The 13,334-nt window shown below is 73.6% G+C and carries 12 protein-coding genes; 9 read left to right on the top strand and 3 right to left on the bottom strand.

Annotated features, from left to right (window positions below; genetic code table 11):
• Positions 1-122: 122 nt before the first annotated feature.
• Entirely contained in the window at positions 123-1,739 is a 1,617-nt protein-coding gene (locus C1703_RS35810) for an MDR family MFS transporter (RefSeq protein WP_198678361.1), read from the top strand.
• A gap of 172 nt (positions 1,740-1,911) precedes the next feature.
• Here C1703_RS35810 and C1703_RS35805 read toward each other — a convergent pair whose 3' ends face one another.
• Both C1703_RS35805 and C1703_RS35800 read right to left on the bottom strand, forming a co-directional pair.
• Entirely contained in the window at positions 1,912-2,283 is a 372-nt protein-coding gene (locus tag C1703_RS35805; RefSeq protein ID WP_114256741.1) for a DUF4333 domain-containing protein, read from the bottom strand.
• Between the two features lie 157 nt (positions 2,284-2,440).
• Positions 2,441-3,829: a glycoside hydrolase family 43 protein gene (locus C1703_RS35800; RefSeq protein WP_114256740.1), complete on the bottom strand. Its 1,389-nt coding sequence runs from the start codon at positions 3,827-3,829 to the stop codon at positions 2,441-2,443.
• A 242-nt stretch (positions 3,830-4,071) separates the two neighbouring features.
• Between C1703_RS35800 and C1703_RS35795 the strand changes: the two genes are divergently transcribed.
• The 4 genes from C1703_RS35795 (at position 4,072) to C1703_RS35780 (ending at position 7,828) form a co-directional block, all read left to right on the top strand.
• Positions 4,072-5,496 (top strand): amidase, encoded by a 1,425-nt coding sequence (locus C1703_RS35795; protein WP_114256739.1) that lies wholly within the window; start codon positions 4,072-4,074, stop codon positions 5,494-5,496.
• A gap of 20 nt (positions 5,497-5,516) precedes the next feature.
• A complete protein-coding gene (locus C1703_RS35790) occupies positions 5,517-5,735 on the top strand; it encodes a hypothetical protein (protein ID WP_114257754.1) in 219 nt (72 codons plus the stop codon).
• A gap of 134 nt (positions 5,736-5,869) precedes the next feature.
• Positions 5,870-7,339 carry a flotillin family protein gene (locus C1703_RS35785; RefSeq protein WP_114257753.1) on the top strand — a complete coding sequence of 490 codons (1,470 nt, stop codon included), beginning with the start codon at positions 5,870-5,872 and terminating at the stop codon, positions 7,337-7,339.
• A gap of 42 nt (positions 7,340-7,381) precedes the next feature.
• Positions 7,382-7,828, top strand: a complete 447-nt coding sequence (locus tag C1703_RS35780) for a type II toxin-antitoxin system PemK/MazF family toxin (protein ID WP_114256738.1) — start codon at positions 7,382-7,384, stop codon at positions 7,826-7,828.
• Here the strand turns inward: C1703_RS35780 and C1703_RS35775 are convergent.
• Positions 7,813-8,628, bottom strand: coding sequence for a TIGR02452 family protein (locus tag C1703_RS35775; RefSeq protein ID WP_198678360.1), 816 nt, complete (start codon positions 8,626-8,628; stop codon positions 7,813-7,815). The two genes, C1703_RS35780 and C1703_RS35775, sit on opposite strands and share 16 nt — an antisense overlap.
• Positions 8,629-8,920: 292 nt before the next feature.
• On the opposite strand from C1703_RS35775, the gene egtA reads away from it, so the two are divergent.
• Genes egtA through egtD form a run of 4 tightly spaced genes read left to right on the top strand, consistent with a single transcriptional unit; the run spans position 8,921 to position 13,306 of the window.
• Entirely contained in the window at positions 8,921-10,234 is a 1,314-nt protein-coding gene (gene egtA, locus C1703_RS35770; RefSeq protein WP_114256736.1) for an ergothioneine biosynthesis glutamate--cysteine ligase EgtA, read from the top strand.
• A complete protein-coding gene (egtB, locus tag C1703_RS35765; RefSeq protein ID WP_114256735.1) occupies positions 10,231-11,568 on the top strand; it encodes an ergothioneine biosynthesis protein EgtB in 1,338 nt (445 codons plus the stop codon). The genes egtA and egtB overlap by 4 nt, the downstream gene beginning before the upstream one ends.
• Positions 11,568-12,347, top strand: a complete 780-nt coding sequence (gene egtC, locus C1703_RS35760; protein WP_114256734.1) for an ergothioneine biosynthesis protein EgtC — start codon at positions 11,568-11,570, stop codon at positions 12,345-12,347. Before egtB ends, egtC begins: the two co-directional genes overlap by 1 nt.
• On the top strand, positions 12,344-13,306 hold the full coding sequence (gene egtD, locus C1703_RS35755) for an L-histidine N(alpha)-methyltransferase (RefSeq protein WP_114256733.1): 963 nt from the start codon (positions 12,344-12,346) through the stop codon (positions 13,304-13,306). The genes egtC and egtD overlap by 4 nt, the downstream gene beginning before the upstream one ends.
• The last annotated feature ends 28 nt before the right edge of the window (positions 13,307-13,334 follow it).

Below are 13,334 nucleotides of genomic sequence, written 5' to 3'. Positions count from 1 at the left end.
TGAGCGGGGTCAGGACAGGCCCTAGGGGTGTCCGCACTCTAGCCGCGGGCGCGGACCGTACCGCCGGTCGCCGGACGGTCCGCGTCCGCGCCCCGTATCCGCCCCCACCCCGAGGACGACACGTGACCTTCTCCGACACCCGAGATCAGGGCGCGGCCGGGGACATGCCCCCGCGGCTCAGTCACCGGCAGATCACCACCGTCATGTCCGGGCTGGTGCTCGGCATGTTCCTGGGCGCGCTGGACCAGACCGTGGTCTCGTCCGCGCTGCGGACCATCGCCGACGACCTGCACGGCCTGACCGCCCAGGCGTGGGTGACCACCGCGTACCTCATCACCGCCACCATCGCGACGCCGCTGTACGGCAAGCTCTCCGACATCCACGGCCGCAGGCCCGTCTACCTCGCCGCGATCGCGCTGTTCACCGTCGGCTCGCTGCTGTGCGGATGCGCCACGTCGATCTACGAGCTGGCGGCGTTCCGTGCCGTGCAGGGGCTCGGCGGCGGAGGGCTGATGTCGCTGGCGATGACGATCGTCGCCGACATCACCACTCCGCGCGAACGGGGCCGTTATCAGGGGTACTTCATGGCGGTGTTCGGCGGGGCCAGCATCGTCGGCCCGCTCGTGGGCGGTGCCTTCGCGGACCGGGCCGAGCTGCTGGGCATAGCCGGCTGGCGCTGGATCTTCCTGATCAACGTGCCGCTCGCCGCCGCGGCCGCGGTGGCGATCACGCGCGTGCTGCGCTTCCCGCACCGGCGGGTGCGGCACCGGCTCGACTACGCCGGGGCGCTCGCCCTTGCCGTGGGGCTGGTCCCGCTGCTGACGGTCGCCGAGCAGGGCCGCGTCTGGGGGTGGGACTCGCCCCGGGCCCTGGTGATGTACGCGGTCGGCGGGGCAGGGCTCGCCGTGTTCGTCCTGGTGGAGCGCCGGTCCGGTGACGCCGCGCTGCTGCCGCCGCGCCTGTTCCGCGTCCGGACCTTCCGGCTGGGCGTCGGGCTGCACTTCGTCGTCGGCATCGGCATGTTCGGAGCGATGACGACGCTGCCGCTCTACCTCCAGCTGGTCCGTGGCATGAGCCCCATCGCGGCGGGCCTGGCGACCCTGCCCACGGTCGCCGCGAACCTCGCGGTGACGCTGCTGACGGGCCGGATGATCGCCCGGACCGGCCGGTTCAAGGTGCATCTCGTCGCCGGTGTCGGCTCGTTCACCGCCGCGATGCTCGTGTTCGCCACGCTGCGTGTGGACAGTCCGCTGTGGCACCCGGCGCTCGGCATGGTCCTGATGGGCTCGGGGCTCGGCGCGTCGATGCAGACGCTCACCACGCTCGCGCAGTGCGAGGTGCCCCGTACGGACATGGGCGCGGCGACGGCGTCCGTCAACTTCTTCCGCTCCAACGGCGGTACGGTCGGCACCGCGGCGTTCCTGTCGATCCTGTTCACCACGGCGGCCGGCCGCATCGCCGAGCGACTGGCCGAGGCCCGCAGCGACCCGGCCTACCGCCACCTCCTGGCCGAGCCCGACAACGCGCGGGCCCTGTCCGGCGTCCTCCGTCCCGGCGGCGGGGTGAACCTGGAGGACTCCGCCTTCCTGCACGCCCTCGACCCGGGCGTGGCGCTGCCGTTCCTGGAGGGCTACGTCACCTCGATGCGCCTCGTGTTCCTCACGGGCGCCGCGGTGTCCCTGGTCGCCTTCGCGCTGGCGGCGTGGCGGGTTCCCGACCTCACGCTCTCCGACGAGTAGCGCGTCAGTCCGCCGTCTGTGCCGGGCCCGCCGTCACCTTCCGCGGCAGCGGCCCGCTGCCGCCGATCGCGGCGAGCACGGCCAGCGCGCCGACGGCCACGCAGACCGCCAGTTGCAGGGCACCGGAGACGTCGACGGTGGTGCCGGCCGCCTTGTCGAGCCCAGCAGCAGGTCAGCGCTCGAACGTCCAAGTGACGCTCTTGGCGCCGGCCCTGGTCACGCGGACGGGGATCTCGACGGTCTTGCCGTCGCTTCTCTTGCCGGTGCAGGTGAGGGTGGCTCCGGCCACGGCCTTGAGACCGGTCGGGCAGGAGACGCCGGAGAGCTTGTCGCCGACCCAGGGCAGCGGGTGGTACTTGCTCTCGGTGCGGCCGGCGACGATGTTCGCGGCGAGCGCCTTGTGGCCGTCCACCGACGCCGTGCTGTGCTCGTCGAGGCGGCTGGTCGACTCGGTGCCCGAGAGGAGATGGGTGCCGAGACCGCCCAGTGCGACGACGGCGGTCGCGCCGCCGACGGCACCGACGAAGAACGTGCTGCGCTGCATGGTGTGCTCCTGAGGTCGGGGGGAGGATGCGGCTCCACCCTCGCCCGCCGGACCGCACGCGCGCCTCGGCCGAACGGTCGGCATCCGGGCCGTCTCCCCCGGGTCCCTCGACCGTTCGGCCGATGCCGCTGCCGAGGGCCGGCCGCCCCCGGTGCGCTCAGGCCCAGGCAGCCACCGGCACGAACGAGCTGTCCTGGCGGAACAGGTCCGTTCCGTTCGAGCGCTCGACGCGGAGCTGGTAGGAGTAGTGGCGCAGGTAGTACCCCGGGTAGTTGTACGACTCGAAGCGGACGGAGCCCGACGCCGCGCCGGCCCTCAGGACGAACGTGGCGTCCTTGGCGAGCGTGCTCGTGCCGTCGTTCGGATCGAAGCGGGCGCGGAAGTCCCAGTGCCGCAGGTAGTTGCCGGCCGTGTCGCGGAAGGAGTAGCCGCTGCCGTCGGCCAGGCCGGCGACGACCGTGAAGGTGGCGGCCTGCTTCTCGGCGGTGGTGCTGGAGCCGCTCACCACGGGCAGGTTGAGCAGTGAGGACTGCTGCTGCCAGTAGCGGGTGGAGTAGTTGGCCGACCGGAAGGAGCGCGTGACGTTCTTCGCCAGGCTCGGGCCGCCCGCGACCGTCTCCTTGACCACCGTGAAGTGCCGTGCGGTGCCGGAGATCCCGGGCAGCGCGGCCGGCGCCGACCAGGTGGCGAAGGTGTCGTAGCTGTCGCTGTAGTAGTAGTTCCCGTCGCCGTAGCCGTCGAAGAACATCCGCCAGCCGCCGTTGTCGAGCCGGACCAGCGCCGGGCCCTCGCGGTAGCTGCCCCAGCCCGCCCAGTCGCCCGTCCGGCGGATGGTGTACGGGCCGGTCAGGTTCGAGGCGGTGGCGTACTCGATGTACTTCGTCGTCTCGTTCTTCGGGAACGCGTGGTACGTCGAGCCGATCTTCACGATGAACGTGTCGATGTGGTTGGCGCCGATGCCGGAGAGCGGCACCGGTGAACTCCACGCCGTGAGCGCCGAGTTCGTGGCCCGCAGCAGGTACGGCGTGAAGATCCACTGGTCGTTCGTGGTGGAGCAGGACACGATGATGCTGACGCTGCCGTCGCTGTCGACGAACCACTCGGGCGCCCAGGCGCGGGACAGGTTGGCCAGGGGGACGGTGTAGTCGTAGAGGAACGTCCAGTTGACGCGGTCGGAGCTGCGGGCGAAGCCGATGGTCGTGCTGGTGTCCTGCCAGGTGCGCGTGGTGTAGGTGACGTAGTAGTAGCCGTCGGTGTGTCTGATGACGCTCGCGTCACGGATCCGGCCGGTCGGCGGTGTGTACGCGGAGGCGCGCAGCAGCCGGAAGTCGGTGGCGTCGTCCGACTGGTAGACGTTGACCGTGCCGTCGTCGCTGTTGAGGAACGGGACGATGGTGTAGCGGGTGGCGGAGCCGTTCGGGGGCGCGGCGGCCAGGGCGCTGCCGAGCAGTCCCGGTGCTTCGCCCAGCAGCAGGGCCGAGGCGGGCAGGGCGGCCAGGGCGCGCAGCAGGGTGCGGCGGGACGGGGCGGCGGGGTGTGGGGTCACGGGCGGCTCTCCCTCGAGCAACCGGGAGTCGATATACCGAACAAGGTTCGGCAAACCGATCAGGAAGTGGGGCTCAGAAAGTAAGGGGGAGGCGGGGGGCCGTCAATGGTTTGAACAGGAGCGGATGAGCCCAGTGAGGAAGAGGTGGCCTGTGGGTGAATTTCCACTCCCGCCGTCGGCGTTCCCCCGCCGGCCACCGGACGTTACCGTTCGGTAGAGGAGCTGCTTCCGGAGGTGTCCGCATGACGCTCGACCGTGCCGCAGGCCTGGCGGAGACCGCCCGCGCGCTGGCCGCCGGGGAGGTGACGTCCCGGGCGCTGGTCGAGCGGACGCTGGCGCGGATCGAGGCGGCGCAGGGCAGCATCAACGCCTTCCGGATCGTGCGGGCCGAGGCGGCGCTCGCCGAGGCCGACGCGGCCGACCTGGAGCTGGCCGCGGGCGGTCGCAAGCCGCTGCTCGGGGTGCCCGTGGCGGTGAAGGACGACATGGACGTGGCCGGCGAACCGACCGCCTTCGGCTGCTGCGGCGAGTTCCCGCCGGTCGCCGAGGACGGCGAGGCGGTCCGGCGGCTGCGCGCGGCCGGGGCGGTGATCGTCGGCAAGACCAACACCTGCGAGTTCGGGCAGTGGCCCTTCACCGAGGGTCCCGCCTTCGGCGCGACCCGCAATCCGTGGAGCACCGAGCACACGCCCGGCGGTTCCTCGGGCGGCTCGGCCGCGGCGGTCGCCGCCGGTCTCGTGCCCGCCGCGCTCGGCTCGGACGGGGCGGGGTCGGTGCGGATCCCGGCCGCGTGGACCCACCTGATCGGCATCAAACCGCAGCGCGGCCGCATCTCCACCTGGCCGCGCGGCGAGTCCTTCCAGGGCATCACCGTCAACGGCACCCTCGCCCGCACGGTCGCCGACGCGGCCCTGCTGCTGGACGCGGCGAGCGGCAACCACGCGCTGGACCCGCACCGGCCCCCGGCTCTCGACGTCTCGGGGGCCGTCGGCCGCGACCCCGGGCGGCTGCGCATCGCGCTCTCCCTCAAGCCGCCGTTCACGGCGGTGCCCGCCCGCCTCCTGCCGGAGGTCCGCGTCCGGATCGTGGAACTCGCCGAGCGGCTCGCCGCCCTGGGGCACCGGGTCGAGGAGGCGGACCCGCCCTACGGGCAGATCGGGCTGACGTTCGTGCCGCGCGCGACGGCCGGGATCGCCGAGCGGGTGGGCGAGGCGCCCTTCCCGGCGCTGCTGGACCGGCGCACCCGGGACGCGGCCCGGCTGGGCCGGCTGCTGGGCGGGGCGCCGCTGCGGGCGGCCCGGCGGGCGGAGGCCGTGCTGCACCGCCGTATCGGCGGGTTCTTCGCCTCGTACGACGTCGTCCTCGCCCCGACGACCGCCGCTCCCCCGCCCCGGATCGGCGCCCTGCTCGAACTCAGCGGGTTCGCCACCGACCGGGCGATGATCGCGGCCTGCCCGTACGCCTGGCCGTGGAACGTGCTGGGCTGGCCGGGGGTCAACGTGCCCGCCGGGTTCACACCGGACGGTCTGCCGGTCGGGGCGCAACTGCTCGGACCGGCGAACAGCGAACCGCTCCTGGTGCGGGTGGCCGCGCAGTTGGAGGCGGAGCTGCGCTGGCACGAGAAGTGGCCGGCGCCGCCGGTCACGGCCCGTTCCGCCGCCGCCTGAGCGACCGTACGCTGTCCCCCATGGCGGACGCGTCGATGGTCGGACTCATGGGGCGGGTCACCGGAACGGTGGGGCCCGGACTGGTCGGCGAGGTGATCGTCCGCGTGCGCGGCGGCGCCGAGCACTTCCTCGCCCACCCCGCGTCCGCGACGGACCGCATCGAGCCGGGCACGATCGTCATGGTGGTCGAGTACCTGCCCCCGAGAACCGTCTACGTCACGGCGGCATACGACAGTTGAGCCCGCTGCGACGCAGGTGAGAGCCGTACGCGTCAAGCTTTGGGCAAGGTTGGGCAGGTATCTGGCCCGGGGCTCCGCCGAGGAGCACACTCCCCTTCGTTCGGTGCCGAGAGGGCACCATGCAGAGGGGGCGCATGCCGATGGTCGTCGGCGTCGTGGCGGGGGTGGCGGTTGCCGCCGTCCTCGTCGTCATCGGTCTGTTCAAGCTCATGTGGCGGGTCGCCGAGCCCAACGAGGCACTGATCATCTCCGGTTCCAAGCACCGCACGGAGGGCCTCGAGGAGGGCATGGGACTCCGCATCGTCACCGGGCGGGGCACGCTCGTGCTGCCCGGTGTGCAGGCGGTGCGCAGGCTCTCGCTCGACCTGAACGAGACGGAACTCCACGTGGACTGCGTGACCCATCAGGGCATCCCGCTGAAGGTGCGGGGCGTGGTCATCTTCAAGGTGGGCGACGACTTCGTGTCGATCGCCAACGCGGCCCGCCGGTTCCTCGACCAGCAGAGGCTGATGTCGGAGCGGGTGCACAACGTCTTCGCCGGTCATCTGCGGTCCATCGTGGGCGGGTTGACGGTCGAGGACATGATCCGGGACCGGGAGAAGCTCACCGGGCAGACGCGGGCCGCGTGCGGCACGGAGATGGAGAAGCTGGGACTGATCGTGGACTCGCTGCAGATCCACGAGATCGAGGACCCGACCGGGTACATCCAGAACCTCGCCATGCCGCACGCGGCGGCCGTGCAGCGGGACGCGCGCATCGCACAGGCCGAGGCGAACCGGCTGGCCACCGAGGCGGAGCAGCAGTCGTTCGCGCGGATGGCGGAGGCGACGCGGGACAGCGAGATCCTCCAGGCCGGCTACCAGGCCGAGCGGGACAAGGCGGCCGCCAAGGCCCGGCAGGCCGGACCGCTCGCCGAGGCCGGTGCCCGGCAGGAGGTCGTCGTCCAGGAGACGCGGGTGGCGGAGCTGGAGGCGCACCGGCGCGAGCAGCAGCTCCAGGCGGACGTCCGCAAGCCCGCCGACGCCGCGGCCTACGAGAAGCGCACACTGGCGGAGGCCGAGCGCGACGCGCGGATCTCGGCGGCCGAGGCGCGGGCGAAGGAGACGGAACTCGCGGCGGCGGCCGAGGCGACCCGGGTCAAGACGGCCGCGGGCGCCGAGGCCGAGGCGACGACGGCTCGGGGTGCCGCGGCCGCGCGGGCCACCCGGGCGACCGGTGAGGCCGAGGCGGCCGCCGCGCAGGCCAGGGGGCTGGCCGAGGCCGCGGCGGCCAAGGCCAAGGGGCTCGCGGAGGCGGAGGCCATCAAGGCGCGGGCCGCCGCCCTCGCCGAGAACCAGGAGGCGGTCGTCGCCCAGCAACTCGCCGAGAACTGGCCGGAGATCGTGAAGGCCGGCGCGTCCGCCTTCGGCAACGTCGACAACATGGTGCTGCTGAACGGCGCCGACGGCATGGCGGACCTGTTCGCCAAGGCGCTCACCATGGGCGGCACGGGGCTGGGCCTCGCCCGTCAGCTGCTCGCGTCGATGGACCGGAACGGGCAGGCGCCGCAGGAGACCTCGTCGCCCGACGGGCCGGCCCAGAAGGTGCCGATGGACGACAGGTGACCCTGCGGACGCGCCCACGGGGGCAGCCCTTAGGGTGCCCCCGTGACCGCGTTTACCGACGAGAACGTCCCCGGCCGCCACGGCCCGTCCGCCACCGTCCAGGCCGACCCGCGCCGGGTGGGCCGGGTGCGCACCGAGTACTCACCCGCGCACGACGGCGACCCCGACCCCGGCGAGATCGTCTGGACGTGGGTGCCCTTCGAGGAGAACGACGGCCGGGGCAAGGACCGCCCGGTGCTCGTGGTCGCCCGCGAGGCCGGCGGCACGTTCCTGGCCGTGCAGCTGTCCAGCAAGCGGCACGACGGCGACCGGGAGTGGGTGCCGATCGGCAGCGGTCCGTGGGACCGGTCCGGCCGGGAGTCATGGGTCGACGTCGACCGGGTCCTGCGCCTGCACGAGGACGGTATGCGCCGGGAGGCCTGCGCCCTGGACCGCATGCGGTTCAACCTGGTCCGGCACCGCCTGCGGGAGCGCTACGGCTGGACCTGAAAGGTCTTCTCGAAGGCGGCCCGCACCACCTGGCCGGGCGTGCGGTCCAGCACCCCGAACACCACGTGCTCGAAGGTGTCCGAGAACCGTCCGCCCGGCCCCAGCAGCCCCCGGAAGGCCCCCGCCACCCGGTCAGGATCGTTGCGGAACACCCCGCAGCCCCAGGCACCCAGGACGAGCTTGCGGTAGCCGTGCGCCGCTGCCGTCTCCAGGACGCGTTCGGCCCGGACGGCGAGGGCCCTCGGCAGCTCGGCCACCCGCTCGGGGGCCGTACGGAGCACCACGCCCGCGTTGGGCGCGGCCGAGGTGAGGAAACCGACGGTGCAGGGCTCCGCCAGCAGGCCGCCCCGGTCGTCGCGGAAGACGGGCACGGCGGGTGAGTGGATGACCCGGTCGGTGTAGAACGGGTCGCGGTGCGCGCGGTGGTGGTCGTAGAAGGCGCGGGCCCCGAGCAGGCAGGTGTAGAGCGCCGAAGCCCGGCACAGTGCCTCCTCCTGGGCCTGGGCGCCGTTCAGGTAGCCGCCGCCGGGATTGCGCGCGGAGGCGAAGTTCAGCACCGCCGTGCCGCCGCTGAGCCGTCGCGCGGCCTGCAGGCTGCTCTCGCCCGTGACCTCGACCAGCGTCCGCGTCACCCGGACGGAGGGCACCGGCACCGGTTCCGGCCCGTACACGCGCGTGCCCTCGCGCGCGGCCCGGAGCGCCGCCGCGATCGACACCTCGCGCCCGTCGGGAGCCCGGTAGACCCCGGCCGCCACGATCTGCTCGGTCTGCCGCGCGACACCGCGCAGGCGCGCGCTCACGGCGCCACCCCCGTACGCGCCGCGAGCACGCGCCGCGCGGTCCTTCTTGTCGTGCTCACGCAGGCATCCTGGGTGACGCCGGATCCGCGGCGCAACACAGTTTCCGGCGGCCGGAAAACACCGGGAAAAGTGCCGGGAAACGCCCGGTCCACCCGGATGACCGGCCCGGAACGCCCCGGTTCGCACCCTTGTGCCGAGCGACGGGAGGGGCTTGGGTGGGACGGGTGATCCCGGTTCGGGCCGCCGGAGCGCCCGGACCGGTGGCATGGTGGAATCTCAGGAGGATCCCTATATGCCCGATTCGCCCACAGCAGCGGCGGGAGGCTGTACCCAGCCACACGCCGCCCTGTCCGAAGCAGACGTCGAGGCCCTCGTCCGCGGCATCTGCTTCAAGACCGGCCCGCCGCGCCGCCTCGGGGTCGAGGTGGAATGGCTCGTCCACGAGCTGCGCGCACCGCAGCTCCCCGTCACACCCGAACGACTCGAAGCGGCCTACGCCGCACTGCGGACCCTGCCCCTGAGGTCGGCGCTCACCGTGGAGCCCGGCGGCCAGCTGGAGCTGAGCTCGCCCCCCGCCGCCTCGCTGACGGAGCTCGTCCGCACCGTCTCCGCCGACCTCGACGCCGTCCGCGCGGTGCTCCGCGAGGACGCCCTCACCCTCGTCGGCATCGGCCACGACCCCTGGCACGAACCCCGTCGGTTCCTGCGCGAACCGCGCTACGACGCCATGGAGGCGTGCCTGGACCGCACGGGTCCCGCGGGCCGGGCCATGATGTGCACCTCCGCCTCCGTGCAGGTCTGCCTGGACGCCGGCCACGAGGAGCCCGGGCCCCTCGGCCACGTACGGCGCTGGTGGCTGGCCCACCATCTGGGTCCGGTCCTGGTGGCCGCGTTCGCCAACTCCCCGCTCGCCGGCCACCGGCCGACCGGCTGGCTGTCCACCCGGCAGCTGCTGTGGACGCGGATCGGCGCCGGCCGGGCGGGCGGACCGCCGCTGGACGCCGAGCCACGCGCCGCCTGGGCCGGGCACGTGCTGGACTCCCCCGTGATGTGCGTACGGCGGGACGGCGCGCCCTGGGACGTCCCGGAGGGGCTGACCTTCCGGGAGTGGATCCGTACGGGCGTGCCGCGACCGCCCACGCGGGAGGACCTCGACTACCACGTCACGACGCTGTTCCCGCCGGTCAGACCGCGCGGCCACCTCGAACTGCGCATGATCGACGCGCAGCCGGGGGACGACGGCTGGATCGTGCCGCTGGCCGTGACGGCCGCGCTGTTCGACGACCCGGAGGCCGCCGAGACCGCCTACCGGGCCGTGAAGCCGCTCGCCGAACGCACGCTGGGGATGCCCGCGCCGCACAACCCGCTGTGGCTCGACGCGGCCCGGCGCGGCCTGGCCGACGCGGAACTGCGCGAGGTGGCCGTCACGTGCTTCACGACCGCGCTGGACGCCCTGCCCCGGCTCGGCGCCGCGCCCGAGGTCACGGACGCCGTCACCGCCTACCTGGACCGCTATGTCGTCCTGGGCCGCTGCCCCGCCGACGACCTGCTCGACCGACAGCGCGGCACGGACGGTCGCGCCCACGGGAAGGACTTCCGCCCATGACCCAGACCGAGCCCGCCGCCGACACCGGGACCGTGGACCCCGAGGCGCTCCGGGAGCGGGCGGTCGCCTCGCTGGTCGTCGCCCGCGAGCGCACCACCCTGCTGACGAGCTGCGTGGAGGACCCCGACCTGACCGCGCAGCACTCGCCGCTGATGTCGCCGCTGGTGTGGGACCTCGCGCACATCGGCAACCAGGAGGAGCAGTGGCTGCTGCGGGCCGTCGCCGGGCAGGAGGCGATACGGCCCGAGATCGACAGCCTCTACGACGCCTTCGAGCACCCGCGGGCCGAGCGGCCGAGGCTGCCCCTGCTGTCGCCCGCCGAGGCCCGCCGCTACGCCTCCGACGTGCGCGGCCGGGCGCTGGACGTACTGGAGAAGGCCGCGTTCCACGGCACGCGGCTGACGGAGGCGGGGTTCGCCTTCGGCATGATCGCGCAGCACGAACAGCAGCACGACGAGACCATGCTGATCACCCATCAGCTCCGCAAGGGGCCGCAGGCCCTGACCGCCCCGGACCCGGAGCCGGTGCCGCTGTTCACGGGACGCTCCGAAGTCCTCGTCCCCGGCGGCCCGTTCACGATGGGCACCTCCACCGAGCCGTGGGCCCTGGACAACGAACGTCCCGCGCACCGGCGCGAGGTGGCCCCCTTCTTCATCGACACCACGCCGGTGACGAACGCCGCCTACCAGGCGTTCATCGAGGACGGCGGCTACGACAACCCGCGCTGGTGGGCCCCGGAGGGCTGGGCGCACATCCGCAGGCACGGCATCACCGCCCCGCTGTTCTGGCGGCGCGACGGGAAGCAGTGGCTCAGGCGCCGCTTCGGCGTCACCGAGGTCGTCCCGCCCGACGAGCCCGTCCTGCACGTGTCCTGGTACGAGGCCGACGCCTACGCCCGCTGGGACGGCCGCCGGCTGCCGACCGAGGCCGAGTGGGAGAAGGCCGCGCGGTACGACCCGGCCGCCGACCGCTCGACGCGCTACCCGTGGGGCGACGCCGACCCGGGCCCCGAGCACGCCAACCTGGGCCAGCGGCACCTGCGTCCGGCCCCCGCCGGGAGCTACCCGGCCGGTGAGTCGCCGCTCGGCGTACGGCAGCTGATCGGCGACGTGTGGGAGTGGACGGCGAGCGACTTCCTGCCGTACCCGGGGTTCGAGGCGTTCCCGTACAAGGAGTACTCGGAGGTGTTCTTCGGCCCCGAGTACAAGGTGCTGCGCGGCGGTTCCTTCGCCGTGGACGCCGTGGCCTGCCGGGGCACGTTCCGCAACTGGGACTACCCGATCCGGCGGCAGATCTTCTCCGGGTTCCGCACGGCCCGCTCGGAGGGCATCTGATGTGCCGTCATGTGGCGTACGTGGGGCCCGAGGAGCCGCTCGGCCGGTTCCTGGTGGAGCCCCCGCACGGCCTGTACCGGCAGTCGTGGGCACCCCGGCGGCAGCGGTACGGGACGGTCAACGCGGACGGTTTCGGCGTGGGCTGGTACGCGGCGGGCGACCCGGTGCCGGCCCGCTACCGGCGCGCCGGGCCCATCTGGGCGGACCTGTCGTTCGCCGATCTCGCCCGGGTCGTACGGAGCACCGCGCTGCTCGCCGCGGTGCGGGACGCGACCCTGTCGGGCGCGGACGCGGAGGCCGCGGCGGCCCCGTTCGCGGCGGGGACCTGGCTGTTCAGCCACAACGGCGCGGTCCGGGGCTGGCCCGGCTCGCTGGCCGCCGTGTCCCGGACGCTGCCGCACGAGGACCTGCTGTCGCTGGAGGCCCGCAACGACTCGGCGCTCGTCTGGGCGCTGGTGCTGGCCCGGCTGCGCGGGGGCGACGAGGAGGGCCAGGCGCTGGCGGACACGGTCCTGGAGGTCGCAGCGGCGGCTCCCGGTTCCCGCCTCAACCTCCTGCTCACCAACGGCGACACCATCACCGCGACCGCCTGGGGCGACACCCTCTGGTACCTCACCCGGCCCGGCGGCGGCACCGTCGTGGCCTCCGAGCCCTACGACGACGACCCGCACTGGCAGGAGGTCCCCGACCGCACCCTGCTCGCGGCGAGCCGCACGGACGTGCTGCTCACCCCGCTCAAGGACCTCCCGGACGCAACTGGCAAGGAGCCCCGTACGTGAGCCCGTTCCACCTCACCCGCACCCTGCCCGAGGACGCCACCGAAGCCGCCCTGCGCGCCGACGTCCACCGGGGCCTGACCCACACGCCCAAGACCCTGCCGCCGAAGTGGTTCTACGACGCGCACGGCAGCGAACTGTTCGAGCGGATCACCGAGTTGCCCGAGTACTACCCCACGCGCGCCGAGCGCGAGATCCTCGTCGCCCGCTCCGGCGAGATCGCCGCCGCCACCGGCGCGCGCACCCTGGTGGAGCTGGGTTCCGGCTCCTCCGAGAAGACGCGGCACCTCCTCGACGCCCTCACCGGTCTGCGCACCTACGTCCCCGTCGACGTCAGCGGGAGCGCCCTCACCCAGGCCGGGCAGGCGCTCGCCGCCGAGCGGCCGGGGCTCGACGTGCACGCGCTGATCGCCGACTTCACCGCGGAGCTGACCCTGCCGGAGACTCCGGGGCCCCGGCTGGTGGCGTTCCTCGGCGGCACGATCGGCAACCTGCTGCCCGCCGAGCGCGCCGCGTTCCTGGCCTCCGTGCGGGCCCGGCTCGCCCCGGGCGACGCGCTGCTGCTGGGCACCGACCTCGTCAAGGACGAGGAGGTGCTGGTCCGGGCCTACGACGACGCGGCCGGAGTGACGGCCGCGTTCAACAAGAACGTGCTGACCGTGATCAACCGTGAACTCGGCGCCGACTTCGAGCCCGGCGCGTTCGACCACGTGGCCCTGTGGGACGCCGAGCACGAGTGGATCGAGATGCGGCTGCGCTCCCGTACGGCGCAGACGGTGAAGGTGCCGGCGCTCGATCTGGCGGTCGACTTCGCGGCGGGAGAGGAACTGCGCACGGAGGTGTCGGCGAAGTTCCGGCAGGAGGGGGTGCGCGCCGAACTGTCCGCCGCGGGCCTGGACCTGGCCCACTGGTGGACGGACGGCGCGGGCCGGTTCGCGCTGTCGCTGAGCGTGGCGCGCTGACCCCGGCGGGCCCCACGTCGGCGGCGGG

Source organism: Streptomyces sp. Go-475 (assembly GCF_003330845.1).
Lineage (GTDB): Bacteria > Actinomycetota > Actinomycetes > Streptomycetales > Streptomycetaceae > Streptomyces.
This window is presented reverse-complemented; position numbering and strand designations above follow the sequence as displayed.

What these genes read in the sequence shown, in the direction of transcription:
- C1703_RS35805 (WP_114256741.1), bottom strand. Translation starts at nt 2,283, where the DNA reads ATGCAGCGCAGCACGTTCTTCGTCGGTGCCGTCGGCGGCGCGACCGCC.
- egtA (WP_114256736.1), top strand. Translation starts at nt 8,921, where the DNA reads ATGCCCGATTCGCCCACAGCAGCGGCGGGAGGCTGTACCCAGCCACAC.
- egtB (WP_114256735.1), top strand. Translation starts at nt 10,231, where the DNA reads ATGACCCAGACCGAGCCCGCCGCCGACACCGGGACCGTGGACCCCGAG.
- C1703_RS35790 (WP_114257754.1), top strand. Translation starts at nt 5,517, where the DNA reads ATGGCGGACGCGTCGATGGTCGGACTCATGGGGCGGGTCACCGGAACG.
- C1703_RS35795 (WP_114256739.1), top strand. Translation starts at nt 4,072, where the DNA reads ATGACGCTCGACCGTGCCGCAGGCCTGGCGGAGACCGCCCGCGCGCTG.
- C1703_RS35785 (WP_114257753.1), top strand. Translation starts at nt 5,870, where the DNA reads ATGCCGATGGTCGTCGGCGTCGTGGCGGGGGTGGCGGTTGCCGCCGTC.
- egtC (WP_114256734.1), top strand. Translation starts at nt 11,568, where the DNA reads ATGTGCCGTCATGTGGCGTACGTGGGGCCCGAGGAGCCGCTCGGCCGG.